Annotated in this window: 24 protein-coding genes; 10 read left to right on the forward strand and 14 right to left on the reverse strand. The window is 63.4% G+C overall.

The features are described 5' to 3' along the window. Window positions 1-31: 31 nt before the first annotated feature. The 3 genes from BCY88_RS02300 to BCY88_RS02310 all read right to left on the reverse strand — a co-directional run bounded on the left by BCY88_RS02300 (window position 32) and on the right by BCY88_RS02310 (window position 2,747). Window positions 32-796 carry an SDR family NAD(P)-dependent oxidoreductase gene (locus BCY88_RS02300; protein ID WP_120342631.1) on the reverse strand — a complete coding sequence of 255 codons (765 nt, stop codon included), beginning with the start codon at window positions 794-796 and terminating at the stop codon, window positions 32-34. Window positions 797-906: 110 nt separating this feature from the next. After that, a complete protein-coding gene (locus BCY88_RS02305) occupies window positions 907-1,905 on the reverse strand; it encodes a transketolase family protein (protein ID WP_120342632.1) in 999 nt (332 codons plus the stop codon). Then, complete coding sequence (locus tag BCY88_RS02310) at window positions 1,902-2,747, reverse strand: transketolase (RefSeq protein WP_120342633.1); 846 nt, start codon at window positions 2,745-2,747, stop codon at window positions 1,902-1,904. The genes BCY88_RS02305 and BCY88_RS02310 overlap by 4 nt, the downstream gene beginning before the upstream one ends. A gap of 194 nt (window positions 2,748-2,941) precedes the next feature. On the opposite strand from BCY88_RS02310, the gene gcvA reads away from it, so the two are divergent. Beyond that, window positions 2,942-3,832: a transcriptional regulator GcvA gene (gene gcvA / locus BCY88_RS02315; protein ID WP_120342634.1), complete on the forward strand. Its 891-nt coding sequence runs from the start codon at window positions 2,942-2,944 to the stop codon at window positions 3,830-3,832. Window positions 3,833-3,981: 149 nt separating this feature from the next. On the opposite strand, the gene BCY88_RS02320 is transcribed toward gcvA, so the two are convergent. Next, on the reverse strand, window positions 3,982-4,875 hold the full coding sequence (locus tag BCY88_RS02320; RefSeq protein WP_220669643.1) for a LysR family transcriptional regulator: 894 nt from the start codon (window positions 4,873-4,875) through the stop codon (window positions 3,982-3,984). Window positions 4,876-4,995: 120 nt separating this feature from the next. Between BCY88_RS02320 and BCY88_RS02325 the strand changes: the two genes are divergently transcribed. Continuing rightward, window positions 4,996-5,457 carry a GlcG/HbpS family heme-binding protein gene (locus tag BCY88_RS02325; RefSeq protein ID WP_259461198.1) on the forward strand — a complete coding sequence of 154 codons (462 nt, stop codon included), beginning with the start codon at window positions 4,996-4,998 and terminating at the stop codon, window positions 5,455-5,457. Here BCY88_RS02325 and BCY88_RS02330 read toward each other — a convergent pair. Continuing rightward, window positions 5,454-5,765 (reverse strand): hypothetical protein, encoded by a 312-nt coding sequence (locus tag BCY88_RS02330; RefSeq protein WP_120342637.1) that lies wholly within the window; start codon window positions 5,763-5,765, stop codon window positions 5,454-5,456. The two genes, BCY88_RS02325 and BCY88_RS02330, sit on opposite strands and share 4 nt — an antisense overlap. A 144-nt stretch (window positions 5,766-5,909) precedes the next feature. On the opposite strand from BCY88_RS02330, the gene BCY88_RS02335 reads away from it, so the two are divergent. Then, window positions 5,910-6,515 carry a ParB-like protein gene (locus BCY88_RS02335; protein ID WP_120342638.1) on the forward strand — a complete coding sequence of 202 codons (606 nt, stop codon included), beginning with the start codon at window positions 5,910-5,912 and terminating at the stop codon, window positions 6,513-6,515. A 28-nt stretch (window positions 6,516-6,543) separates the two neighbouring features. Here the strand turns inward: BCY88_RS02335 and BCY88_RS02340 are convergent, their stop codons facing one another. Then, entirely contained in the window at window positions 6,544-8,235 is a 1,692-nt protein-coding gene (locus BCY88_RS02340) for a purple acid phosphatase family protein (protein WP_120342639.1), read from the reverse strand. Window positions 8,236-8,579: 344 nt separating this feature from the next. On the opposite strand from BCY88_RS02340, the gene BCY88_RS02345 reads away from it, so the two are divergent. From BCY88_RS02345 to BCY88_RS02360, 4 genes are read left to right on the forward strand one after another with little or no spacing between them, the layout of a single operon-like run. After that, window positions 8,580-9,380, forward strand: coding sequence for a DUF3348 domain-containing protein (locus BCY88_RS02345; protein ID WP_120342640.1), 801 nt, complete (start codon window positions 8,580-8,582; stop codon window positions 9,378-9,380). Between the two features lie 10 nt (window positions 9,381-9,390). Further along, window positions 9,391-11,745 (forward strand): DUF802 domain-containing protein, encoded by a 2,355-nt coding sequence (locus tag BCY88_RS02350; RefSeq protein WP_120342641.1) that lies wholly within the window; start codon window positions 9,391-9,393, stop codon window positions 11,743-11,745. Continuing rightward, window positions 11,742-12,392 (forward strand): OmpA family protein, encoded by a 651-nt coding sequence (locus tag BCY88_RS02355; protein ID WP_120342642.1) that lies wholly within the window; start codon window positions 11,742-11,744, stop codon window positions 12,390-12,392. Before BCY88_RS02350 ends, BCY88_RS02355 begins: the two co-directional genes overlap by 4 nt. Continuing rightward, window positions 12,382-13,080, forward strand: coding sequence for a DUF2894 domain-containing protein (locus BCY88_RS02360; protein WP_259461199.1), 699 nt, complete (start codon window positions 12,382-12,384; stop codon window positions 13,078-13,080). Before BCY88_RS02355 ends, BCY88_RS02360 begins: the two co-directional genes overlap by 11 nt. A 70-nt stretch (window positions 13,081-13,150) precedes the next feature. Here BCY88_RS02360 and BCY88_RS02365 read toward each other — a convergent pair whose 3' ends face one another. The 6 genes from BCY88_RS02365 to BCY88_RS02390 form a co-directional block, all read right to left on the reverse strand. After that, window positions 13,151-14,269, reverse strand: a complete 1,119-nt coding sequence (locus BCY88_RS02365; RefSeq protein WP_120342786.1) for an acyltransferase family protein — start codon at window positions 14,267-14,269, stop codon at window positions 13,151-13,153. Further along, a complete protein-coding gene (gene bla, locus BCY88_RS02370) occupies window positions 14,269-15,102 on the reverse strand; it encodes a class A beta-lactamase (RefSeq protein WP_259461200.1) in 834 nt (277 codons plus the stop codon). Before bla ends, BCY88_RS02365 begins: the two co-directional genes overlap by 1 nt. 187 nt (window positions 15,103-15,289) lie before the next feature. Then, complete coding sequence (locus tag BCY88_RS02375; RefSeq protein ID WP_120342645.1) at window positions 15,290-15,514, reverse strand: hypothetical protein; 225 nt, start codon at window positions 15,512-15,514, stop codon at window positions 15,290-15,292. Window positions 15,515-15,645: 131 nt separating this feature from the next. Next, window positions 15,646-17,760, reverse strand: a complete 2,115-nt coding sequence (locus BCY88_RS02380) for a phosphocholine-specific phospholipase C (protein WP_120342646.1) — start codon at window positions 17,758-17,760, stop codon at window positions 15,646-15,648. 27 nt (window positions 17,761-17,787) lie between these two features. Continuing rightward, on the reverse strand, window positions 17,788-17,982 hold the full coding sequence (locus BCY88_RS02385) for a hypothetical protein (RefSeq protein WP_120342647.1): 195 nt from the start codon (window positions 17,980-17,982) through the stop codon (window positions 17,788-17,790). A gap of 141 nt (window positions 17,983-18,123) precedes the next feature. Next, complete coding sequence (locus BCY88_RS02390) at window positions 18,124-18,543, reverse strand: hypothetical protein (protein ID WP_120342648.1); 420 nt, start codon at window positions 18,541-18,543, stop codon at window positions 18,124-18,126. 277 nt (window positions 18,544-18,820) lie between these two features. Here BCY88_RS02390 and BCY88_RS02395 point away from each other — a divergent pair, with 277 nt between their 5' ends. The 3 genes from BCY88_RS02395 to BCY88_RS02405 all read left to right on the forward strand — a co-directional run bounded on the left by BCY88_RS02395 (window position 18,821) and on the right by BCY88_RS02405 (window position 21,519). Further along, complete coding sequence (locus tag BCY88_RS02395) at window positions 18,821-19,378, forward strand: hypothetical protein (protein ID WP_120342649.1); 558 nt, start codon at window positions 18,821-18,823, stop codon at window positions 19,376-19,378. A gap of 30 nt (window positions 19,379-19,408) precedes the next feature. Then, a complete protein-coding gene (locus BCY88_RS02400; protein ID WP_120342650.1) occupies window positions 19,409-20,032 on the forward strand; it encodes a hypothetical protein in 624 nt (207 codons plus the stop codon). 242 nt (window positions 20,033-20,274) lie between these two features. Further along, the gene (locus tag BCY88_RS02405; RefSeq protein WP_120342651.1) at window positions 20,275-21,519 is read left to right on the forward strand and encodes an acyl-CoA dehydrogenase family protein; all 1,245 of its coding nucleotides are present in this window, start codon (window positions 20,275-20,277) and stop codon (window positions 21,517-21,519) included. A 41-nt stretch (window positions 21,520-21,560) separates the two neighbouring features. Here the strand turns inward: BCY88_RS02405 and BCY88_RS02410 are convergent, their stop codons facing one another. Both BCY88_RS02410 and BCY88_RS02415 read right to left on the reverse strand, forming a co-directional pair. Further along, on the reverse strand, window positions 21,561-22,676 hold the full coding sequence (locus tag BCY88_RS02410; protein ID WP_220669644.1) for a sigma-54 interaction domain-containing protein: 1,116 nt from the start codon (window positions 22,674-22,676) through the stop codon (window positions 21,561-21,563). Continuing rightward, on the reverse strand, window positions 22,673-23,902 hold the full coding sequence (locus BCY88_RS02415) for an acyl-CoA dehydrogenase family protein (protein WP_120342653.1): 1,230 nt from the start codon (window positions 23,900-23,902) through the stop codon (window positions 22,673-22,675). The genes BCY88_RS02410 and BCY88_RS02415 overlap by 4 nt, the downstream gene beginning before the upstream one ends. Window positions 23,903-24,340: the final 438 nt, after the last annotated feature.

A 24,340-nucleotide genomic window follows, 5' to 3' on the forward strand; every position in this document is an offset into this window, starting at 1 on the left:
CCCGCCAGGCGGCTCGTCTGCCGGAGCGGAATTAGCCGTGAATCAGCATGCCGCCGTTCACGTCGATCACCGCGCCGGTAATATACGACGACAGATTCGACGCAAGGAACAGGAATGCGCCGGCCACGTCGTCGGGCACGCCCAGTCGATTGAGCGGAATGCCGGCGAGAATTTCGCCGCGCTTGTCGTCGCTGATCTTGCCGGCGTTGATGTCGGTCTGGATCAGGCCAGGCGTCACGCAATTCACGCGGATGCCGTCGTTGCCGAGTTCGCGCGCCATCGCCTTGGCAAGGCCCAGCACGCCGGCCTTCGCCGCCGAATAATGCGGGCCGCCGAGAATGCCGCCGCCGCGCTGCGCCGAGACCGACGACATGCAGCCGATCGAGCCGCTCTTCTGCTTTCTCATCTGCGGAACGACCGCTTGCGAGAGATACAGCACGCCGCGCAGATTGACGTCGAGAATCCGGTCCCAGCTGTCCGGATCGATCTCGAGCAGCTTCGCGGCCTGGGTAATGCCGGCGTTGTTGATCAGGATATCGATCGAACCGAAATCGGCGACGGTGCGCTCGACCGCGGCCTGGCAGGCGCCACGGTCGGTCACATTGCATGCATAGCCGCGATGTGCGGGTCCGATCGAGGCAGCGGCTTCGGCCGCGGCGTTTTCGTCGAGATCGAAGAGGGCGACGCGTGCGCCGTGCGCCGCGAACATGCGCGCGGTCGCCATACCGATGCCGCGCGGCGACGCGCCACCGGAAATGACGGCGACTTTGCCGTCGAGCAGACGTGACTCTGACATGATGCGTATCTCCTGAATATGAACTTTATGGTTCGCTATGAGTGACTACATGGGCAGGGGGCTGGCCGGCGCCTGCCGGCGCTGACGGACCGTTACCGTTACCGCTATCGTTACCGCAGCCAGCCTTTGATCGTGTCGCACATCGCCTCGGTGGAAATGCCGTAGCGGTCGTGCAAGGTCGGCAGCGCGCCGGCATCGAGAAACGCGTCGGGCAGACCGATCTGCCGGAACGGTGGCGTGACGCCGTTGGTGAGCAGCACGGTGGCGACCGCCTCGCCCAGCCCGCCGATCACCGTATGGTTCTCCGCCACCACCACGAGGCGGCCTGAGCGGCGCGCTTCCCGCAGCAGCGTGACGGTGTCGAGCGGCTTGATGGTCGGCACATGCAGCACGCCCACGTCGACGCGGTCGGCCGCCAGCGCCTTGGCCGTTTCCAGCGCGCGCATCGTCATGATCCCGGACGAGATGATCAGCACCTCGGCGCCATCGCGCAGCAGCTTCGCCTTGCCGAGTTCGAACCGGTAGTCGTACTCGTCGAGCACGACCGGCACGTTGCCGCGCAACAGCCGCGCATAGACGGGCCCGCGATGGTCGGCGATCGCCGGCACCATCTGCTCGATATCGATGGCGTCGCACGGGTCGATCACCGTGAGGTTCGGCATCGCGCGGAACAGGGCGAGGTCTTCCGCCGCCTGGTGGCTCGGGCCGTAGCCGGTTGTGAGGCCCGGCAACGCGCAGACGATCTTGACGTCGAGGTTGTCCTCGGCAATCGCCTGATGGATGAAGTCGTAGGCACGGCGCGCGGCAAACACGGCGTATGTGGTGACGAACGGCTGCGCGCCTTCGTGCGCGATGCCGGCGGCGGCGCCCATCAGCAGTTGCTCGGCCATGCCCATCTGGTAATAGCGCTCCGGGTATTCCTTCGCGAACAGATGCAGGTCGGTGTATTTGCCGAGGTCGGCGGTCATGCCGACTACTTCGGGCCGGTTGCGCGCCAGCTCAACCAATGCATGCCCGAACGGTGCGGAACGCGTGATCTGCCCTTCTCCGGCGATCGAGGCGATCATCGCCGAGGTTTTCAGGCGCGGTTTCGGTGCGGCGGCGCTCATGCGTTTCTCCCGGCTTCCAGCGCCTGCAGCGCGAGTTGCCACTCGTGTGCGTCGACGCGGATAAAGTGGTTTTTCTCGCGCGCTTCGAGAAACGGCACGCCACGCCCCATCCGCGTATCGCAGACGATGATCCGCGGTTGCGCCTCAGGATGCGCGAGCGCGGCATCGAACGCGGCGACGACGGCTGCGAGATCGTTACCGTCCACGCGCTGCACGAACCAGCCGAACGCCTGGAGCTTCTCGACCAGCGGCTCGAACGCCATCACGCTCGACGACGGACCATCAGCCTGCTGGTTGTTGACGTCGACCATCGCGATCAGGTTGTCGAGCTTCCAGTGAGCCGCCGACATCAGGCCTTCCCAGATCGCACCTTCATCGAGTTCGCCGTCGGAAAACAGCGTGTAGACGCGAGCCTCCGAGCCCTTGCGCTTCAAACCCAGGCAGCGGCCCACCGCGATCGTCAGTCCTTGCCCGAGCGAGCCGCCGGACATCTCCATGCCTGGCGTATAGCTCGCCATGCCGGACATCGGCAAACGGCTATCGTCGCTGCCGTAGGTTTCCAGTTCTTCGTCGGCGATGATGCCGGCCTCGATCAACGCGGCATACAGCGCGATCGCGTAGTGGCCGTTCGAAAGCAGAAAGCGGTCGCGGCCTTCCCACTCGGGGTCGTCGGCGCGATAGCGCATGGCGCGGAAGTAGGCGACGGCCAGCACGTCGGCGATGTCGAGCGCCTGGCCGATATAGCCCTGGCCCTGCACTTCGCCCATGCGCAGCGCGTTGCGGCGGATCTGGTAGGCGTGTTCCGCGAGCCTCGCGTACGGCGCGGTTTCTCTGCTAGTCACTGTTTGTCTCCTGTCGATCGGAGTTCGCGCTTTAGCGCGTCACTCCGATCCCATGCAACATCGTTGCGAGTCGGTCGCTTTGCAGGGGCCGCTGTGATGCCGATCCCAGTGACTCAAGCGTAATCTCGCACTCAGACGCGCTCAAACGAATTAATATGGGCCAATAGATGAATTGAATTCACCTTGATGCTGCCATGCACAATCGCGTCACCCTCAAGTCGATACAGGCATTCGAAGCCGCCGCGCGGCTTTCGTCGTTCGCGCTCGCAGCAGAGGAACTGTTCGTTACGCCCTCCGCCGTCAGCCATCAAATCAAGCTGCTGGAAGAGCAATTGAGCATTCGTCTGTTCCATCGGCTGCACCGCACGGTGATCCTGACGGACTATGGGAGGCAGTACGCCGAGGAGATCACCGCGGCGTTCGCGCGGATCGACTCGGCAACCCGCGAGATCGGGCGCGCCGCCAAGAGCGACATCCTCACGATCCATTGCACGCCTAGCTTTGCGACTCAATGGCTGATGCCGCGCATCGCGCGCTTCAGCGCGGCGCATCCGGACATCGACGTGCGCCTGAATGCGTCGTCGGAGGCGGCCAATCTGATTTCGGAAACGGTGGATATCGACATTCGCTACGGTCCGAGAAAACTGCAGCCGGCCGGCACGATGGTGCTGGAGTTGCCGTCCGAGACGATCGTGCCGCTGTGCTCGCCCGCGCTGATGACGGGGGAGCAGCCGCTGCGCAGCGTCGCGGATTTACAGCACCACACGCTGATTCATAGCGAGGGGTGTCTGGTGGGATGGCGGGACTGGATGCGCCTCTATCGCAAGACGCGGCTCGATATCGGACGCGGCCCGCGTTTCGACCGGTCCTTCATGGCGCTCAGCGCGGCGGTCGACGGCCTGGGTGTCTGCCTGGAAAGCCTGCTTCTGGCGCAACGCGAACTGGAGACAGGCCGGCTCGTGGCGCCGTTCGGTTTCGAAGGACTCCCGGTGAACGGCTATACGCTGAACCTGCTGAAGTCTCGCGCCGAATTGCCGAAGCTGCGCAGCTTCCAGGATTGGCTGTTTGCGGAGCTCGAGAAGTGATCCGGGCGCACCGCTGATGCGCTGATGCGCTGATGCGCTGATGCGCTGATGCGCTGATTCGCTGATTCGCTGATTCGCTGATTCGCTGATTCGCAAACCGCAGACGGCAGACCGCAAACCGCAGAGCGTGATCTCCCCTCGCCGGCCCGTCAGATCGCCTCTCCTCCCGTTCCGCAAACAAGGCGCGCGGCCATGAAGTCGATCAGCGTGCGGATGCGGCGCGCAACCGGACGGCCCGTCTGCCACACCAGATGCACTGGAACAGGTTCGGGCTCGAACGCATCCAGCACCGTCACCACCTGCCCCGCATCGAGCAGTTTCTGCACCTGAAAGATCGGCGCCCGGCCGATGCCCGCTCCGGCTGCGGCCGCTGCATTGCATGCAAGCGCGCTCGCGGAGCGAAAGCGCCCCGTGACCTCGACAGCACCGCCGGCCCGATTGAATCTCCACGTCTCACGATCGGCGTGCTGGCGCAGGATGCAATCGTGTGCGCCAAGATCGGTCGGATGAACCGGGTAGCCGTGGGCGGCGAAATACGCTGGTGCGCCGAATACCACCCGCCGCAACGTACCCACCTGCTTCGCGCGCAAGTTCGAGTCCGGCAAACGTCCCAGGCGGACCGCGAGATCGATGCTGGCTTTCGCGAGGTCGAGATGCTGTTCGGCGAGTACGAGGTCGGCGCGGACAGACTCGTGAATCGCCAGAAACGTCGCCAGAATCGGTGCGACGAATTCAGCGCCGAATGCCGTTGGCGCGCCGACCCGAATACTGCCGCGCAACTGCGTGACCTGATCGACGAGTTCGTCACGCGCCGCGTCGATTTCTCCTAGTGCGGGCCGGATTCGCGCGGCGAATTTCAGGCACGCCGTTGTGGGCTCCACACGGCGCGTCGTACGGTGGAACAAGGTCGTATTCAACTCACGCTCGAGCGCCGCAATAGCGCGGCTCACCGATTGCAACGTTCGGCCCAGCGAGCGAGCCGCGGCCGTCAGGCTGCCTTCGTCGAGAATGGCCAGCAGCACTTCATATTCGTCTTTGTTCATGCCCGTCATTCTCTCGTTTTCCGGAAGAATCTCTGACGGCTCGCGCAGCTAGGCGGGAGCCGGTCGCCGCCTTACATTCTAGCCATGTTGATACCCAACCGATCCCAAGGGAGACGATGAATGACCCAACGAAACGAGAATGGCATGCCCATGAAATACAGCGACCGGCTCAACCTCGCCGATGCACGCCGGGTCGCGCGCGCAGCCGAAGAGGAGGCCTTGCGTCACGGTTGGCCCATGGTCATTGCAGTGGTGGACAGCGGCGCGCACCTGGTGCTTCAGCAGCGGCTCGATGGTGCGCAACTCGGCAGTCACGACGTGGCAAGACAGAAGGCCGAAACAGCCGTGCGATTCCGCCGGCCCACGCGCGTTTTCGAAGAGGCCGTCACGCAAGGAGGACTCCACCTGCGCCTGCTCGGCATGACTAACCTGGTGCCGCTAGATGGGGGAATTCCACTGATTCGCGACGGCGCCGTGGTCGGCGCGATAGGCGTGTCGGGCATGCGTTCCGACCAGGACGCGCAGGTCGCCCAGGCCGGCGCCGATGCGCTGCCGGCAACAGAATCGCCCACCGGCCTTTAAGGTTTGCCCTTGAGGGTAAACGACGCCAGTAGCGACCGCACGTCGACCTGCTGACCCTGGAGCATCAGCAGCCTCGCGTGCAGCACCAGGTTCTCCAGAACAAGCTTGGCGGTGCTCAGCAGATACAACGCGTGGATGTCGGAGATCGACATGTTGCCTGCTTCGACCTGATGATGACGCTCGACCAGCGAACTCATGACAAGCCGCCTGAGCTCCTGTTCTCCAAATGGAAGGTCCGCGAAGTCGATCGGGTCGTCGGCTTCCACTTCCCGCAGCAGTTCCACCAGGGTTTCCGTGCTCACGTCCATGTGCAGGCTCCACGTTGTCGTTCAGGACCAGCATAGCCAAACAGAGTCACCAGCACTGACAGCCTACCGTGTCTATTCAATAGCGTCCACAATGACCTGAGGTAGACGCAGCAGTAGAATGCCCCAGACACGGAGGGTCACCCTATGGCAAGCATAACGAGCATCGACATTGAACAACTGCGCCCCCTGCAGGCAACGGTGGGCATGCTGGAAGTCGATGCAAAACGAAAGCGCCTTCTGGCGATGGATGCAAAGTCTTTGAAAGACTTTCTGAAAAGCGCGCCGATTCCGACTGTCATCGGCAAGCGCGACCGGCATTACGTCATCGACCATCACCATCTCGCGCGTGCGCTGTGGGACGGCGGCATCAAGAAAGCCTTCGCCGCGGTGGTGGCGGACCTGTCACAGTTGCCGGACACGAAGTTCTGGGACACCGTGATTGAAAAACGCTGGGTGCATCCCTACGATGAACGCGGCATCCTGCGAGCCATTTCCGCGATCCCCGACGAAGTCTCCGATCTCATCGACGACCCTTATCGCAGCCTCGCCGCGTTCGTGCGCGACGCGGGCGGCTACCTGAAAACGCCCGAACCCTTCGCCGAGTTTCAGTGGGCGGATTTTTACCGCACACGCATTCCGCTATGGACGAGCGATGCGCAGTTCAGGGCAGCGGTCGAGCAGTCTGTCCACCTTGCGTGGAGTCCCGACGCCCGAACGCTGCCCGGTTTCAAATCGCGGCGCGTGAAATAGCGTCGCGATTATCCACGCTTACCCACGCTTACCCACGCCGCTTCTTCTTCAGCTCGATCGTTTCGAACAACTCATAGTTTTGCGTGGGCGTCTGGTCCGCGCCCGGCGCGTGGTAGTAGTTCATCGTGATCGTGGTCTCGCCGCCCGGCTGTCCCGGGTCGTGGTCGAACACCGCGATGCCGTACCCCGTGCCGGTATCGCGTTGCGCCGACCAGACCGCATCTTCGACAGCGTCCGCGCCGGCACGCACAAAGGTTCCCGCGGCGGTTCCGGTGACCGGACGATTAGGCCGCGTGAAAATACGCGCCTGCGGCAAGCCGGTACCGGCATCGACGCCGTACACGTCGAGCGGCGCACTCGTGCCGCCGCCGCCGAGAATCAGGTGAATCGTGCCGTGGCTCGTATCGAACGTGGACGCCCCTGCCGATACCGCCGACATCACCGGCCGCGGTTGCAAGGTATCGACCACGCGCCCCGTGGCGATGTCGGTGCCCTTGTTGTGATTGCAGCCGCGCACGGGATAGCTGCGTTCGTAATCATGGTCATGCCCGCACAGCACGAGGTCGACGCCGTAGCGGTCGAACAGCGGCAGCCACGCCTCGCGGATGCCCTTGTCGGAGCCGTTGCCGGTCTTCGACGAACTCAGCGCGTCCTGATGCATCTGCACGACGATCCAGTCGACCTCATGATCTTCCGCCGCGTGGCGCAAGGTCCTCTCGAGCCAGCGGGTTTGCTCGCCCTCGCTATAGCCGCGCACATAGAGCGACGTGCCCGGCTGAATGGGCGGATTGCCGGTGCTCGCCACCGGCACCAGCGGGTTCGGACCGGCAACGAAGGCCGCCGCGTCCTGATAGACCACGTCGTCCGCATCGAGCGAAATGAACAGCACCGAGCTCACCCGGAAGCTGTACCAGCGCCCCTGAAAGCGCGTGTGATTCTCGGGCAGCGCGTAGCGCGACAGATATGAGGCGAGGCCCTGTTCGCCATTGTTGAATTCGAGCTCGTGATTGCCCGGGCAGGGCATCCACGGCCGGTTCGACGCCGAAGTCTGGCAGTTGTTGCCGAAATCGCGCCACACGTCGGGCTGGTGCATCGGGTTCAGATTGGCGTAGCAGAGGTCGCCGTTGAGCAGGTGGAACAGCGGCTCAAATCGCTCGACGGCCTGAACGGCGAAACGGCTCTGCGGCGACGACAGGACCCAGCCGGTATTGGGCGTCGCGAGATCGCCGTAGCTCGTCCAGCGAAACGGCGAACGGCCCCGGGGTGCCGTGCGAAAGCTTGCCGTAAAGGGCTGGGCCGCATTGCTGTCGTTTTCGGCGCTCACCTCGTACTGGTAGCTCGTATCGGGCTTCAGGCCACGCAGGCGTGCGTGATAAGTGAACACGACCTCGCCGTTGATGCCGTCGGTATACGTGCCTTGAACGCCGTGCGCCGTCCGTCCCTCCTCGCCCGCGCCGCTTAAGCGCACTCGCGGGTTGACCGCCGGCGCCGGCGACGACCACGAGACGGTCACCTCGCTCGTCGGATCGTTGCCCCAGGTCAGATGGATCTGCTCGGGCGTGCCGTCGGGGGCGCCGTTGGTGGCACGCGCCGTCAGCGCGAGCGTGCCCGCGGCCGTCGCAAAACTGGATGCGCCCGCCAACTTCAGAAACCCACGGCGCGAAACGATGCTGGCGCCCTGATCGGTCGGCAAGTCTTTGACGATTTTCTTGTTTGTCATGTCGGGTGTTGTTGTATCGGGGTGGAAGGTCGCCCACGCGGACGGCAAGCAGCGAGCGCGCGGTGCGATGCAGGCAGCGCGTGCCGTGCCGGATCAGGGCGCGACGGCAGTGACAGCGCATGCTAGTCATGAAGCCATGACAGCCGGATGAAATCGCCTGCCGGGAAGCTGCGGCAAACGCCGTCCTGGCAGCACAGACAACCCGGCACGGCGCGCCGGATTCAGGTATCGCGAGCGGCCTGCCGGACACACTGAAATGCCGCGCCCGGCACCCCAATTCATTAAGGGGCTGCATCCCTCCCCCCGTCGGCGTGTAAACTGCTGACTTTTTTGACTCTGGTGGTATGGTGCAAGTCCCTCAGCGCACAGCCTTCAGCGGCCCCGCGCTCATTCGTTTACTTGCTCGCCTGACGGACGTCGACGTTTCCGAATCCAGCCAGTCGCTCTCGGACCGGCTCAGCCAGTGGCTCGGCTGGACCGACGCGATCGCGTTGTCCTCGGCGCTGAACAACAATCCGCCGGCCGTCGGCGCCGGCACGCGCGCCTTCAACGACGCCGAAGAGAGCGAGTGCGCCCGTGTGCGCACGTCGCTGGCGAATGCCATCGCCGGCGATAGCGTGTTTGCCGCCGCGAGGCGTCGCGGACCCGCGGCGCAAGCACCCGCCCAAGGCGCCCCTGCGGAAGCACCGGTCGACTACAAGGTGTTTCGTCAGCGCTACCTCGCCATGCAGCAGGCGATGGAAACGGGCGTCGGCAACCTGCGCGGCCGCCTGCGGGCCATGCTGGCCGCCCAAACGCCCGCCATGGCGAGGCTGGCGGTGGTGGATGCCGTGATGGAACGCGCGCTCAGCGAGCGTGAGCGGAATCTGCTGGCCGCCGTGCCGGGCTTGCTCGCCGGGCACTTCGAGCGCTTGCGCGAGGCGGAGCAGCAGGCGCTGGCCGGCGCCGAAGCCTCGACGGACGCAGCAGCGACTACTGCAGCCACTGCAACCACCCCGGCCGCCCCGGTCGCAATCGCCCCAGCCGTCATGCCCGGCGCCTGGCTGGACACGTTCCGCAAGGACATGCAGAGCGTGTTGCTGGCCGAACTGGATGTTCGTTTACAACCGGTCGACGGGTTGCTCGCAGCCCTTCGCACCCGCTAACTGGGACACTATGTCCAGATATCTCAATCTCGTTGTTTTCCTGGCCGGTCTGGCCGCCGTGTGCTGGATCGGTGGCGGCTACGTCGGTTCGAACGTCCTGGCGCTCGCTGTCACGATGCTGATCGGCGTCTGTTATCTGGCGGGCGCGCTCGAACTGCAGCGCTACGGCCAGGCCACTGCCACGCTCACGCGTGCGGTCGCGGGCCTGTCCACGCCGCCGTCTGGCCTCAACGCCTGGCTCGAGCCGCTGCACCCCAGCCTGCGCAATGCGGTGCGCCTGCGCGTCGAGGGTGAGCGGGTGGCCATGCCGGGCCCGGCGCTGACACCGTATCTGGTCGGCCTGCTCGTCTTGCTGGGCATGCTCGGCACCCTCCTCGGCATGGTCGCGACCCTGCGAGGCACCGGCATCGCGCTGGAAAGCGCGACGGACCTGCAGGCGATCCGCGATTCGCTCGCCGCGCCGGTCAAGGGGCTGGGCTTCGCGTTCGGCACCTCGATTGCGGGCGTGGCCACCTCCGCGATGCTCGGGCTGCTTTCGGCGCTGAGCCGGCGCGAGCGGATCCATGCCGCGCAAATGCTCGACGTGAAGATCGCGACGACCCTGCGCATCTACTCGCAGACCCATCAGCGCGAGGCAAGCTTCAAGCTCCTGCAGCAGCAAGCCGAGGTGATGCCGACCCTCGTCGATCGCCTGCAGGCGATGATGGCGGCCATCGAGCAACAGAGCCTCGCCCTGAACGAGCGGCAGATCGCGAGCCAGGCCACCTTCCACAGCAAGACCGAGGCTGCCTACACGCGCCTTGCCGCCTCCGTGGAGCAGTCGTTGAAGGAGAGCGTCGCCGAAAGCACGCGCGCCGCCAGCGCGGCCCTGCAGCCGGTCATGACGGCCACGATGGCAGGTCTCGCGCGCGAGAGCGCCGCACTGCACGAGAGCGTCACGCACGCCGTGCAGCGCCAGCTTGACGGACTTTCGAGCGGGTTCGAAGCCACCACCAGCAACGTCGCGGATATCTGGAACACGGCACTGGAAAAGCAGCAGCAAGCGGGCGAGGCGCTCACCCAGCATCTGGGCGCGTCGCTGGAGCGATTCACCGAGACCTTCGAGCAACGCTCGGCCGGCCTGCTGGATGGCGTCTCCGCGCGCCTCGACGCAACGGCCGGCAGCGTGACGGCGGCATGGAACGAAGCGCTGGCGCGGCAAGAACAGGCTAGCGGGAAGCTGGCGGACCACAATCAGCAAGCACTGGCGGCGGCCGCCGCGACCTTCGAGCAGCACTCAGCGTCGCTGCTGCGCACCGTGGGGCAGTCGCATACGGATTTGCAGACGGAACTGGCCGCGCGCGACCAGCAGCGCCTCGCGACCTGGACCGAGACGCTCGGTTCGATCGCCACCTCGTTGGGCCAGGAATGGGAGCAGGTCGGCGCACGCACCGCAAGCCGGCAGCAGGAAGTCTGCGACGTGCTCGCACAGACCGCCCGCGACATCTCGGCCCAGACACAGGCACACGCGAGCAGCACGATCGCCGAGATCGACCGGCTTGTGCAAGCGGCGGCGCAAGCGCCCAAGGCCGCGGCGGACTTGCAGGCGGAACTCGCCGCACGCGACCAGCAGCGCCTCGCGGCCTGGACCGAGACGCTCGGTTCCATGGCCACGACGTTGAGCCAGGAATGGGAGCAGGTCGGCGCACGCACCGCAAGCCGGCAGCAGGAGATCTGCAACACGCTGGAGCAAACCGCGCGCGACATCTCGGCCCAGACACAGGCACACGCGAGCAGCACGATCGCCGAGATCGGCCAGCTTGTGCAAGCGGCATCGGAAGCGCCGAAGGCCGCGGCGGAAGTCGTCGCCGAATTGCGTCAGAAGCTCTCCGACAGCATGGTGCGCGACACCGCGATGCTGGAAGAGCGCAGCCGCCTGCTGGCGACCCTCGAAACCCTGCTCGATGCCGTGAACCATGCGTCCACCGAACAGCGCTCGGCCGTCGATGCGCTGATCACCACGTCGGCGGATTTGCTGGATCGTGTGGGCACCCGTTTCACCGACAAGGTCGAACTCGAGACCGGGAAACTGGGCGCGATTGCCGCGCAGGTCACCGGCAGCGCCGTCGAAGTGGCGAGCCTCGGCGAAGCATTCGGCGCGGCCGTGCAGTTGTTCGGCGAATCGAACAGCACGCTGGTCGCTCACCTGCAGCGTATCGAAGGCGCGCTGGACAAGTCCCTCGCGCGCAGTGACGAGCAGTTGGCGTACTACGTGGCCCAGGCGAGAGAAGTGATCGACCTGAGCATGATGTCGCAGAAGCAGATTGTCGAAGACCTGCAGCATCTTGCGGGCAAGCGGGCTTCGCTTGGAGCTGAGGCGGCATGAGCGAGGAAATCGACGGCGGCGTGGAGACGGCGGCGCCTATCTGGCCGGTCTTCGGCGACCTGATGTCGGTGCTGCTGGGCGCCTTCGTGCTGATCCTGGTGAGCGTCATCGGCGTGCAACTGGAACTCTCGACCCGGCTGGAGCAGGAGGTCAAGCAGCGGCAGATGGAAACGCAGCGCCGCAAGACCCTGGAGCAGGCGCTGGCGGGACCGCTGGCAGCGGGCCGGGTGACGCTGGTGAACGGCCGCATCGGCATCAACGGCAGCGTGCTGTTCGCGCTGAACTCCGATCAGTTGCAGCCTGAAGGCCGCGACGTTCTGAAGAGCCTGGCGGGACCGCTGTCCGCCTACCTGCGGGCCAACGACCAGATCCTGATGGTGAGCGGCTTTACCGACGACCGGCAGGTGCGCGAAGCGAACCGCCGCTTTGCCGACAACTGGGAACTGTCGGCCCAGCGCGCCTTGACGGTGACCCGCGCGCTGATCGACGAAGGCGTGCCCTCCGCGTCCGTATTTGCGGCCGCGTTCGGCTCCCAGCAGCCCGTCAGCTCGAATGCCGACGACCAGGGCCGGGCCAAAAACCGGCGCGTGGAAATCGCACCGGTCCCGAGGCCTTCGAGCACAACGGTGAAGCCCCGTGAGCAGTGAGACTCGTGTGACCGATGGCGCTAGCGGCGTGACAGGCAGCGCCCGGGCAACGCTCGACGCGTGGCGCGAGCGCGGCGACGATCGGCTGGACCCCATCCGTTTTCATTTCATCGAGGCGCTCGATCGGCGGGCGGCTGCCCATTGCGGCGAGGCGCGCCATCTGCTGGACGACAGGCTGTCCGAACTGATCGAGGCCTATGCTGGCGATCTCGAACGCGCCGCGTCCAATGCGAACGAGAGCGTGACTGACACGGGCAGCGCGGCATCCTCCACCGAACCCGCTCGCGAGACGCTGGCGGGACTCGTCGGCTACCTGGCGGCGAGCCATACGCCGGCAGACGGAAGCGGCCCCGCCGCGGCTCACGCAGCGCCCCGGCATGCCGCTTATCCGGAACTGGAGGTGCTTGATTACTTCAGGCAGACCTGGTCCAAGGTCCGGTCCGAGAAACAGTTGCGGCAATCGCTCAGGAAGGCGCCGGATAACGCCGGTCCGCTCAACTCGAGCAGCCTGGTGCACCGCTCGCTCTCGCTGATGCGCGAGCTGTCGCCGGGCTACCTCCAGCAGTTCCTGTCGTACGTCGACGCCCTATCGTGGATGGAGCAGATGAACGGCGGCAGTGCGTTGCCGGCCAAAGACACGCCGCGCGCCGCAACCGCGAGAAAGAGTACGCGGAGCAAAAACCGATAGCGCGAGAACGGGTGCCGCAGGGTCCCGGTCCGCATGCAAGCTGACCAAGGACCGGCGGTGCCAGACGCGTCTACACAACCGTTCGCCAGGTTCTGATTCCGCCGTTCAGCGGCTCGGAATAAAGTCGCGCGATAGCGGTGCTCAACGCAGCCGACAGCACGAGAAATCCCACCAGTAGCAGCAGCTTTACATCGCCCGTCACGTCGTGTGGCGGCCATAGTGTTCGCATCGCGCCAAGCACGATGAGGTGGAACAGGTAAAGCTCATAACTGAGCCGACCGAACCACTCGAAACCTCGCAGAACCGCGCCGCCAACAGCAGGCGTGGTGGCCGACCGGCCGGACGCGCCCCACAACAACACAGCCGTTCCCAACGCCATGCCCGTCACACCGAGAACATTGGTTTCGGCAATGGGCCCAACCAGGTACAGGAACACCATGGCCGCCACCACCACGCCTTGCAGCAGGGTGGCCGCGCGGCCGCGCAACGTTATCCGTTTCACGAGCAAGGCCGTGCAGCAGCCGATAGCGATACCGTCGAACGAAGCGAAATAAGCGTAAAGAAAACCGCCTTCGTCACCCTGGTGGGCAAAGCGATACACCGGGCCGATAAGGATAATCGCGGCCCAGAAGACAAGCAGGCGCGACTCGCGCCGCAAGACGAGACAGAGGATCGGAAAGAACAGGTAAAACACCTCCTCCACCGACAACGACCACAGCACGCCCAACGGGTAGTTGACCCACCCATGCGTGCCGACGAGCACATTCATCCAGAAGGTCAGCGACGCCAGATTGACGAGCCAGAAAGAAACCGCCGTACCGGCCGGCGCGTGATTCTGGAAAATAGCGACACCGGCCAGCGCAAGCAGGTTGACGGTGCCGAGCAGCAGCAACAGGCACGGGACGATGCGCGCAATCCGCAATCGATAGAATGCCCGCGCATCGATACCGCTCAGACCGGACCAACGGCGTTCAGCGTTCGACGTAATCAGATAGCCCGAGATAACGAAGAACATCGTCACCCCATAGTTACCGTTTCGAGCGACCGCGCGCACCGCATCCCAGCCGAATGTCCGCGCCAGCAATGTGTCGTTCAGACGGTACGCAATGTTGAAGTGATGAAACAGGACAAGCAGAATCGAGACGCCGCGGATCAAGTCAATCCGGGCGTTGCGCCGGCCAATGCTCATCATGCGCTATCCGTCGCCCACTTCACGAATACGGCGCCGGCTTCCCGCAAGACCGCCTCGCGAGCGGGCATGCCAAGCGCCGGTGCATCGTAATAGGCCGCGACGAGAAGCGGAGCACGGCCTGGCGGGCGCACGATTGCGTAGTCGTTGGTTTGTTCTTCCACGCTTGTGCCAGGCCTGTCGCCCGCGATCCAGTCCGGCGGCAACGCCGCGCGCAGCCGGTTCAGGCCCGGCGTGCTGGCGATCATCCACTTTTCCAGTTGCGCACGGGATTGAGGGCTAAGCACATTGCCGAGAAGAATCTGGCTCACCGACTTCGTGATCGAGCGTGGCGTCGTGGTATCGAGCACACCGCTGTATCGGTTCGACGCGGGCTCGTACCGGTCGGAGCGCGTTACCGTATCGCCGAGACCGCGCATGAATTGAGTCAGACCGGCAGGGCCGCCGGCGCTTCGCATCAGCAGCACGGCCGCCGTGTTGTCGCTCACTTCGACAATCGCCTGGCACAAGGCGCCAACCGGCATCGCGCCTTCAGCGAGATGTGCCTTCGTCACCGGCGACGTAAAGATCATGTCCTTTTCGGTGTATCGCACAAGGCGATCGGGATGCTCCTTGCCGGCATCCACACGGGCCAGCACCTGCGCGGCGAGCAGGCCCTTGAAGGTGCTGCACATCAGAAAGCGCTCGTCGGCACGATGCGTCAGGGTTCGGCCTGAACCGGTGTCGATCGCGAACACGCCGAGGCGTCCACCATTACGGCGTTCGACGTCGGCCAGAGAGGGGGCATTCGCGGCGCGCGTGGATGTCGCGCCGAGACTCAGAAGGAGGGGCAATCCGAGTGCCAAGCTCCTTCGAGTTGTTGAAATGGTCACAGCGTCGTCCTTTTATTCGAGTTCTGGTTTCTTCTTCGAAATGCAACTGTACAACTTTGTCCGGCTTTCGCGCTTACCGGTATCGAATCCGGCTCACCATAAAAAACGGGCCAGTCCCGCAAAGGACTGGCCCGCTCACCGCACACAATCACGTCTGAGGATTCGTATCGTCGGTGGCTTGAGCATTGTCGGCGTCGTCCTGCTTCTCGCCTTCTTTCTTCTCGACCAACCCTTCCAATGCCCCGGCACCTTCAAAGCCCGCTACCGCTGCAACGCCTTTCGTTAGCAGACCTGCATCCGGATCGACTTTTTCTGCTGCCTCAACGGCTGCTACTGCGCCAGCGATCTTGCCTACTTCGTCCAAGAGTCCCATTTCGCCCTCCGCGAGAAAAAGTGAAATGCCATCCTCTCACGAACTCGACGCCTTGTCGTCAAATGTAAAATTGACTTTGTCAGTTGGCGCGAATCCGAAATGACAATGAAAGAAATCGCCGATCCACACGCTTAAATCGCGCTTGTCACCGGCGCGGTTGCCGCCGGATCGGTAATGCTGATCTGACCCGTCTCGACGTGACCCGCAATGCGCCGCAACCAGCTCGCGTTGCCCGCGACAGTCAATTGAAAGTCATACCACTGACTGCTGCACGACAGGTCCCAATGCGCCTCCACACTCTTGCCCGCCGGCACCGTCACCGTGCGCGGCGCCTGACCATAAGCGACGTCAGCCACAGTGACCGTGAGCGGCGTGCTCCCCGCGTTGGACAGCGTGACGTAGACGTTGCCGTTCGCCACGTCGTAGCAGGTTACGACATCCGGCTTTGCCGCGGCATCCGCTGTGGACGATCCCGCGAAACGCCGGAAGTAACCGTTCGGGCCGTAGACGTTCACCATGTAATTGCCGTTCGCGTCGAACGCCCACGTGTCGGTCAACTGCTTGCCGGCCTCGACGGTGTAGCGGCGCGGCATGGCGGTGGGGTCGCCTGTGTACACCCAGAAATGCGCGCCCTGCGTGCCGGTATTCGCGAACGTCAGCGCATAGCCTTGCGACTGCACCTGCCCGTTCACATGCAACTCGTACGGCAACGCACGCGCGGGCCGCGTGCCGGGCTCCTGCGCCGTGACCAGTTGCTGCGCGGTACTGGCCGGTGCGGCCTGCGCCGTGGTGCGTGCGCATTGCAAATCGGCCTGTGCAACGTAGGTTTGCGTACTCGGCAGCGACGGCACGCTGGCGTCGGACTTCGAAAAGTCGAGCGCCGAACTCAGATCGCCGCAAATCGCACGGCGCCACGGCGAGATATTGGTTTCGATCACGCCGAAACGCTTCTCGATGAATTGCAGCACCGACGTGTGATCGAATACCTGCGAGCAGACAAAGCCGCCCTTCGACCACGGCGACACCACGGTCATCGGCACGCGCGGGCCGAGACCGTAAGGGAGATTGTCGGCGGTATAGGTACCGGCCTGCGTCGCGGTCACGACGTTATGCCGCTCAAGCGAGATGTCCACGGTACTCATACCCGAGCCCGGCACCGTGGGCGCTTGCGGCGGCACCACGTGATCGAAGAAGCCGTCGTTCTCGTCATACATGATGAACAGGACCGTCTTGCTCCACACATCGGGATTCGACGTCAGCGCATCGAGAATCGTCGAGATGTAATTGGCGCCGTAGAGCGGTGTGAACTTCGGATGCTCCGAATACGCGGCGGGCGGCAGCAGCCACGACACTTGCGGCAATGCATTGGCCTGTACGTCGGCCTTCAGCTGCGTCAGCGTGCGCGTACTCATGCCGCGGTTCTGCAGCGACGAACCGGCCGGTGCGTTCACGAAATTCTGGAACGAGGCCAGCATGTTCGTGCCGTAGTTGCCGTTGAAATTGTCGAAGCCGGTGCCCTGCTGGTAGATCTGCCACGAGATGCCGGCCGTCTCGAGCCGCTCGGGATACGTGGTCCAGTTAAAGGGCTGCAGCTTGATCGTGTCGAACTGGTTGTCGATGTAATCGGTGTTGTCGAGCAGCGGGCCGCCACCGGTAGCGAGCGGGTCGACCATCCCCGTCATCAGATACATGCGGTTCGGGTGTGTGTTGCCCGGGATCGAACAGAAGTAGTTGTCGCACACGGTGAAGGCATCCGCGAGCGCGTAGTGGAACGGAATGTCCGCACGCTCGTGATAGCCCATCGTCATATTGCTCTTCTGCACGGCCCACTTGTCGGCGCGGCCGCTGTCGATCGCACCGTGCGTGGTGGCCCATGTGTGCGGCAAACCGCCGATACATTGCGCGTTGACGTTCGGATTGGTGGTGTCGTAGCGGAACGGCGCGATCACCTTCGTCTGATCCTCCTGGCGCGGCTGGAACCACACCGGCTGGCCGTTCGGCAGCGTCACGGGAAAGCGGTCGTTATAACCGCGCACGCCGCTCAGGTGACCGAGATAGTGATCGAACGAGCGGTTCTCCTGCATGAAGACAACAATGTGCTGCACATCCTGAATCGTACCCGTCACCGAAGTCGGCTCGATTGCCAGCGCTTTGCGAATCGATTCGGGAAACAGGGTGGTGGCGGCTGTCGCGCCCGCGAGTCCGGCGGACAGCTTCAGAAAATCTCGACGCGTTTTGGTGACCATGCGATGAACCTAGTTTGAATTCCGAGCTCAGGAGGCGGGCGGGACAAAACCCGGCGGGCAACTCATACGCGCATTGGCGACAGTGGCGTTGCCGCATGCTGCCTTGGCCGCTGCAGCAGGCACCGGCGCAGGCGACGACACATCGTCGCCGCACGCGCCAAGCAGCGCGCTCATTGCAATAACGCCGGCGAGCGCAAAAAGCCGGAATGCCGAAGTCGGCATGAATGTCTCCGTGAAAATGAATGACGGACGCGATCGCGCGTCGGCAACGCATGCGCTCAAGCGCACGCGTTGCCGAGAAGGTAATTACCGTTTATTACATGCGGGTGTCGTGGCGAAAAACAGGCCGACTACGGATAACCGTTAGCGCCTGGGCGGCTGCGGGTTATTCGCTGGATTGGTATCGAATCTGGCGACGCTTTTAATGCCGTCGTCGCTGATGAGTGACTGCAATTCAGCTTCCATCACGTCGGCAATTTCCTTGCCGTATATCTCGTCGCCATTTACGTAGACCGTGAACGACTGCAAGTACTTTGCTTTCTTCTCCGGATTCCCGATTGTCTGCAGGGTCCACTGATAAAGCGGATAGTTTTCGACTCCCTGCTGCTCCGCTTCGCTCACGTAGCCGGCGAAAGCGTCGAACTGACACTTCAAGGTCGCGTTGTGCCGGCGCAGCACATCATGAAGCGCGGTATGAGAAACACCCTGCGAGTTTGCGCGCAGATTGCCGGCCAGTTCGGGCGAGACGGTAATCCGGAGCTGGAATTGCCATGTGGGTTCCATGGTGACCTCGGTATCGCATCCTGAGCGTGTGCTGGTGGAGATAAACCAGCGCTATTGGCCGTCATGCAATGGGCGACCATAAACCGGGTAATGCCGGATCAATTCGCCCATACTTCTTGCACGATTTAATTACGATTTGCTTTCAAAGCAAAAAGAGAATAACCCTTCAGTCAATTTTTCTCCGGACTTGCCGATAATACGTGAACCCGTCTTTGCAAAGGCGTCGAGGCGGGTGACCACCTCAATCAGACCATAACCAAAGAGGCATTAGAAGCCCATGTTTGCTTTGCGAAGGATTCTCCTCGTCATCCCGATTGCGACGCTCGCCGCGTGCTCGGTTGTCGCGCCGCCCTATTCGGCCTCCGTCGACAATATCCAGGCGCTCAAGAACGCATCGCCGCTGGCAACGCGTCTCGGCACTTTCACCAACGATAAAGCCGATGGCGATCATTCGTCCGTGCAACTGCGCGCGAACCGCATGACCTCGCCCGTTGGCGATTCGTTTGCCCAATACCTTTCGAGTGCATTACAACAAGAGTTGACCCTCGCCCGTGCACTGTCACCCCAAGCCAAGGTCGAACTGAGCGGCGTGCTGCTGAAGAACAACGTCGATGCCAACGTCGGCACCGCCACCGGCACGATCTCCGCTCGCTTCATCGTCAAGCGCGGCGAAGAAGTGCGCTACGACAGCGTGAAAACCGCGACCACGCAGTGGGACTCGTCGTTCGCCGCCGCGATCGCGATTCCGCGGGCAACGCAGGAGTATCCGCTCATCGTCCAGAAGCTGCTCGCGTCGCTCTACGCGGATCCCGCGTTCATGCAAGCCATCCAGTAATCCTTCTTTTCTCACAGACCAGAAATCATCATGAAACTGATGCACCTTATTCGCAGTATCGTCGTCACCGGCGCAATTGCGTCGCTCGCAGGTTGCGCACACGACATCACCATCTCCGGCGACCCGGCAGCGATCACCGCAGGCACCTCTACCGCGGCAACGGCGACGGCCCAAACGCAGCCGATCAACAAGACGGTTGGACTCGTGATCACCGACGAACTGCGCACCAAGGAAGTCGTGACGCCGGGCGGCGGCGGCGACAAGGTGGCCTACAAACCGTATCGCGATCTGGAACTGCCGATCTATGTCGAACTCAGCCAGGTGTTCAGCAATGTGGTGAAACTGAATGCCGCGCCCGATCAGGCAACGGTTCAAGCCAAGAATCTGAGCTATGTCGTCACGCCGACCATCTCGACGACTTCTTCGTCGCCGAGCCTTCTGACCTGGCCGCCGACCGACTTCTCGGTGACGCTCGTATGTACCGTGACCGATCCGAGCGGCAAACTCGTGACGAAGAAGGAAGTAACGGGCAACGGTCACGCGGAGTTCAGCGAATTCAAGCGTAACTTCGGTCTCGCCGCTCAACGCGCGACGACCGATGCCGTGCAGAAGCTGCAGGCCGCCATGCAGGATACGCCGGAACTGCGTCAGTAAAAGCAGACCGCGAAATGATCAGCGCCCGCCGGATCCGGCGGGCGCCTCGACCGCCGGCTGCTTTCAGACCAGCAGATCATCAGCACACTGCTCCCGGTCCAGCAGCACAAAACCTCTTCTTTACCCTATAGATCAGCAAGACGGGACACGCATCCCAATGGCATGGCTCGTGCTTTTCAGTTGATAGGTTCGGGAGCCTAACCGCTCTGCCCCACTCCACCTATCGACTCAAGAGCAGGCGCATGACAGCACACATCCAGCGTGAAGCATTGCCACTTTCAACCGGCGCCGACTACGAACAGTTGCTCGCCAGATTCAAGCCGATCTTCGACCGGATCGCGCAAGGCGCGCTCGAACGCGAACGCACGCGTGCGCTGCCCTACGAGCAGATTGTCTGGCTGAAGGAAGCCGGGTTCGGCGCCGTCAGAGTGCCGCGCGAATACGGCGGCGCCGGCGCGACGCTTGCGCAACTCGTGCAGTTGCTGATCGAACTGGCCGAGGCCGACTCGAGCCTGCCGCAAGCGTTGCGCGGTCATTTCGCTTTCGTCGAAGACAGGATCAACGCAGCGCCCGGCGCGGCCCGGGAAAAATGGCTGCAGCGATTCGTGGCGGGCGAAATCGTCGGCAATGCGTGGACCGAAGTCGGCGCGGTCAAGATAGGCGATGTGATCACGCGTGTATCGCGCCATGACAACCAGTGGGTCGTCAACGGAACGAAGTACTACAGCACGGGCAGCATCTTTGCCGACTGGATCGACGTCTACGCGCAGCGCGACGACAACGGCGCCGACGTCATCGCAGCCGTGAGCACGCACCAGCCAGGCGTCAGGCAAAGCGACGACTGGGATGGCTTCGGTCAACGCACCACCGGAAGCGGAACGTCTGTATTCGAAAACGCGGTGGTCGACGCGGAAAACATCATCGATTTCTCCACGCGTTTCAAGTACCAGACGGCGTTCTACCAGCTGGTGCTGATCGCCGTGATCGCGGGAACGGGGCGCGCCGCATTGCGCGACATCTCGCACGAAGTACGCAAACGCACCCGGGTTTACAGCCACGGCAACGCGCCGCGCGTCAGCGAAGACGCACAGGTGCAACAGGTGGTTGGGCAAATAGCAGCACGCGTGTACGCTGCGGAGGCCACTGCAGTGCGCGCCGCGGAGCCCGCTCAAAGAGCGTACGAAACGCGCTTTGGCACTGACCGCGATGCCGAACAGGCCGCGAACGTGGCGGCCGAAATCGAATCGGCCAAGGCACAAGTCGCCGTGGCCAGTCTGATTCTGCAGGCGACCACCGACCTGTTCAATGCACTGGGTGCTTCAGGCGTTAGCGAAAACAAACTACTGGACCGTCACTGGCGAAACGCGCGTACCGCCGCGTCACACAATCCGCTGATCTACAAGGAGCGGATCGTGGGCGACTGGGAAATCAACGGCACGCAGCCGCCCTTCGTCTGGCAGATCGGTGACAGCAGATCCGCCACATAGCTCAGGCAAACAGATCAGGCACGGAGATCAGGCAAGTGAGCCTACTTCTGCGCGGAAATCTGTTTGGCCCGGATCAGGCGCGCCCGCAACACATTGCGACTGATGCCCAGCAGCCGCGCCGCCTGAATCTGGTTCCGGTAGCAGAAGTCGAACGCCACGCGCATCACCGTGTCTTCGATCTGCTCGAACAGATTGCCTTCCGCCTGATCGAAGAGCTGGCGCAACGCACCCTCCAGCGCTTCAATCGGTGTCGATGCAACCGGGTCGGCGGCCGCACGGCGCGCGGCGTGAATTCCGAACGACGACATTTGCAGATCGCCCTCGCCCAGCGAATCGCTGCGGCACACCAGCAACGCGTAGTGAATGACGTTCTCAAGTTCGCGAATGTTGCCAGGCCAGGTATGCTCCAGCAGCTTGCGCTCCGCGCGCGGCTCGATGCCGACGGGGCCGTAACCCAACCGGTTGCGGTACTCCTCAATGAAGTAGCGGGCCAGCGGCAATATATCGCCGGGCCGGTCGCGCAGTGTGGGTACAGCCAGATGCACGACGTTCAGGCGATAGAACAGATCCTCGCGAAAATGGCCCGCCACCACCGCGTCCTGCAGGTGCACATTGGTGGCCGCCAGCACGCGCACGTCGATGGGAATGCTCCTGCGCGAACCGAGCCGTACGATCTCGCGTTCCTGCAGCACGCGCAGCAGCTTGACCTGCATCGACAGCGGCAGATCGCCTATCTCGTCCAGAAACAAGGTCCCGCCATTGGCCGCTTCGAACCAACCGGGCTTGGCGCAGAACGCCCCCGTGAACGCGCCTTTCTCATGGCCGAACAATTCGCTCTCCACCAGCGACTCGGAGAACGCCCCGCAATTGACCGCCACAAACGGGCCGTCCTTGCGGGCACTCAGATTATGCACATGACGTGCAACCAGTTCCTTGCCCGTCCCGGTCTCGCCAATCACAAGCACGTTCGCCTCGCTCGGCGCCACCATGCGAATACGTTCCAGCAAAGCCACCGATTGCGGGTCCGAGAAGATCTGCGCGGTTGCGCGAATGGAGGTGGTCAGCGCGCGCTTGTCGGGCATCGTCAGCACAGGCGGGGCCTCCGCTCTCGCGACAGCTGGCCGGTCCGGTAACACGTGATCGAGTGAATAGTTCATGAGTAGAAGCTCGGCGTCGGATATCGTTGCGTCAGCGCCCATTCACCGATTTCCCGGAGCTTGTAGGCGAGCGGATCGTGAAGCGTATGAGTGCGCAAATTTCGCCAGTGACGGTCCAGCCTCAGCGCGCCATGCGTCGCGCGCGCGCCCGCCACATCGAACATACGGGTACAGATGGTGAGCCCGATTTCCGTCGCGGCCACTTTGGCCGTTGCGACCGCCAACGCGACCTCGCCGCGCTCGGCGTCGGTCAGCGCGCCCGCTCGGGCCCAGGCCGCATCGAATCGATCGGCCGCGCGGTCGGTCAGGAGCCGCGCCGCTTCGAGGCCCGCCCAGAACTCGCCGTACTGGCCGAGAATATAAGGATCCGCTGCGGTGGTTTGCACGCCGGACGTGTGCCACGGCCGCGCTTCATGAAGCGTGTAATGACGGGCGTCGTTGAACGCACTTTCGCCGATGCTCAGATAGACATTCGTCAGGATCAACTGAGCGAGTAAGGGACGCAGGCACGCAAAGGGCGTCGACAGCGGGCCGGGGTCGGTCAGGATCTCGTGGTTCTCCACCCGTACTTTTTCCAGCGTCACCGTGCCGCTGTCCGTTTGCCGCTGGCCGATGTTGTTCCAATCCTCCGCGACAGAGATGCCTGTGCGCCCAGTCGGTATCGCCGCGATCAGCAAAGCGCCGGTGCCGGCGTCTCGCGCGGAGGCGATCAACATTTCGGAGTCCAGCGCGCCGGAACAAAAACTCTTCTGCCCGCTGAACTCCCGCCAATCCGCCTGCGTATGGCTCACGGCCCGCTCATCGAGCGGGTTCAACGCGTTGCCCCAGAACCATTGGCGCCGGGCAGTCTGCTCGAACCAGGCGCGCCATTGCGCCGGCGAGCCGAACAGGCGCACGGTCGCCAGCATCAGATGGTGGAAACCAAATACATGGCCGAGCGAACTATCTGCCCGACCGAGTGTGCGCACCACATCCAGGGTCTGCCGCCAGTTGGCCCCAAGGCCACCGTGCCCCTCGGGAATACTCATCGCGAGCAGGCCGCTGGCGCGTAATGCATCCCGCTCGGCCTTCGGCGTTCCGCCTCGCGCGTCGCGTTCGGCGGCGGTTATCGCAAAGGTGGCCGCGAGCCGCTGCGCGCTTTGCAGTGGCGTTTCAGTTACCGGTGCACGCTGCGCGTCCGGTAGCACGGAGGCCGGTGCGTCCGGCAGTACGTAGGTCGAATTCATATGGACAAAGGCACTCACTCCGCCTGGCACGGACGTGGAACGGCATCTGACGGCTGACGGCTGACGGGTCGTGAACGGCATCGATCAGCATTGCTTCCTGAGAGACGTATTCTGACCATCTCCCGCAAATTCCGATGCATTTTGTTGTGGTAACCAAAGTCGAATTGCTGCTTACGCAGCAGCATCGTTATGGATGCTGCCTCTGCATCAGCATCCTCCTGTTGAGCGCCTCCCCCGCAGCAGACCCGTTGGAATACTGAAAGTCCGCACGCCGTCGGCGGATTCAGGGATTGCTTCCCCAGCAGCAGCGCTGAGGCCATGTTGCTTCGCCAGCTTCATACGTCAGCCTGCAATAGTTCCACGCCACCGCGATATGCAAGGCCGCAAAAAACCGCAAACGGTTATGCCGTTTGATTCAGCGCGCGATCGGCGTTGATC

Origin of the sequence: Paraburkholderia fungorum (genome assembly GCF_003610895.1) — a bacterium.
GTDB lineage: Bacteria > Pseudomonadota > Gammaproteobacteria > Burkholderiales > Burkholderiaceae > Paraburkholderia > Paraburkholderia fungorum_B.

What these genes read in the sequence shown, in the direction of transcription:
- BCY88_RS02335 (WP_120342638.1), top strand. Translation starts at nt 5,910, where the DNA reads ATGGCAAGCATAACGAGCATCGACATTGAACAACTGCGCCCCCTGCAG.
- BCY88_RS02375 (WP_120342645.1), bottom strand. Translation starts at nt 15,514, where the DNA reads ATGGGACTCTTGGACGAAGTAGGCAAGATCGCTGGCGCAGTAGCAGCC.
- BCY88_RS02385 (WP_120342647.1), bottom strand. Translation starts at nt 17,982, where the DNA reads ATGCCGACTTCGGCATTCCGGCTTTTTGCGCTCGCCGGCGTTATTGCA.
- BCY88_RS02365 (WP_120342786.1), bottom strand. Translation starts at nt 14,269, where the DNA reads ATGAGCATTGGCCGGCGCAACGCCCGGATTGACTTGATCCGCGGCGTC.
- BCY88_RS02415 (WP_120342653.1), bottom strand. Translation starts at nt 23,902, where the DNA reads ATGAATTCGACCTACGTACTGCCGGACGCACCGGCCTCCGTGCTACCG.
- BCY88_RS02410 (WP_220669644.1), bottom strand. Translation starts at nt 22,676, where the DNA reads ATGAACTATTCACTCGATCACGTGTTACCGGACCGGCCAGCTGTCGCG.
- BCY88_RS02330 (WP_120342637.1), bottom strand. Translation starts at nt 5,765, where the DNA reads ATGGACGTGAGCACGGAAACCCTGGTGGAACTGCTGCGGGAAGTGGAA.
- BCY88_RS02345 (WP_120342640.1), top strand. Translation starts at nt 8,580, where the DNA reads ATGGTGCAAGTCCCTCAGCGCACAGCCTTCAGCGGCCCCGCGCTCATT.
- BCY88_RS02380 (WP_120342646.1), bottom strand. Translation starts at nt 17,760, where the DNA reads ATGGTCACCAAAACGCGTCGAGATTTTCTGAAGCTGTCCGCCGGACTC.
- BCY88_RS02305 (WP_120342632.1), bottom strand. Translation starts at nt 1,905, where the DNA reads ATGAGCGCCGCCGCACCGAAACCGCGCCTGAAAACCTCGGCGATGATC.
- BCY88_RS02325 (WP_259461198.1), top strand. Translation starts at nt 4,996, where the DNA reads ATGACCCAACGAAACGAGAATGGCATGCCCATGAAATACAGCGACCGG.
- BCY88_RS02350 (WP_120342641.1), top strand. Translation starts at nt 9,391, where the DNA reads ATGTCCAGATATCTCAATCTCGTTGTTTTCCTGGCCGGTCTGGCCGCC.
- BCY88_RS02340 (WP_120342639.1), bottom strand. Translation starts at nt 8,235, where the DNA reads ATGACAAACAAGAAAATCGTCAAAGACTTGCCGACCGATCAGGGCGCC.
- BCY88_RS02400 (WP_120342650.1), top strand. Translation starts at nt 19,409, where the DNA reads ATGAAACTGATGCACCTTATTCGCAGTATCGTCGTCACCGGCGCAATT.
- BCY88_RS02405 (WP_120342651.1), top strand. Translation starts at nt 20,275, where the DNA reads ATGACAGCACACATCCAGCGTGAAGCATTGCCACTTTCAACCGGCGCC.
- BCY88_RS02390 (WP_120342648.1), bottom strand. Translation starts at nt 18,543, where the DNA reads ATGGAACCCACATGGCAATTCCAGCTCCGGATTACCGTCTCGCCCGAA.
- gcvA (WP_120342634.1), top strand. Translation starts at nt 2,942, where the DNA reads ATGCACAATCGCGTCACCCTCAAGTCGATACAGGCATTCGAAGCCGCC.
- BCY88_RS02395 (WP_120342649.1), top strand. Translation starts at nt 18,821, where the DNA reads ATGTTTGCTTTGCGAAGGATTCTCCTCGTCATCCCGATTGCGACGCTC.
- BCY88_RS02320 (WP_220669643.1), bottom strand. Translation starts at nt 4,875, where the DNA reads ATGAACAAAGACGAATATGAAGTGCTGCTGGCCATTCTCGACGAAGGC.
- BCY88_RS02355 (WP_120342642.1), top strand. Translation starts at nt 11,742, where the DNA reads ATGAGCGAGGAAATCGACGGCGGCGTGGAGACGGCGGCGCCTATCTGG.
- BCY88_RS02300 (WP_120342631.1), bottom strand. Translation starts at nt 796, where the DNA reads ATGTCAGAGTCACGTCTGCTCGACGGCAAAGTCGCCGTCATTTCCGGT.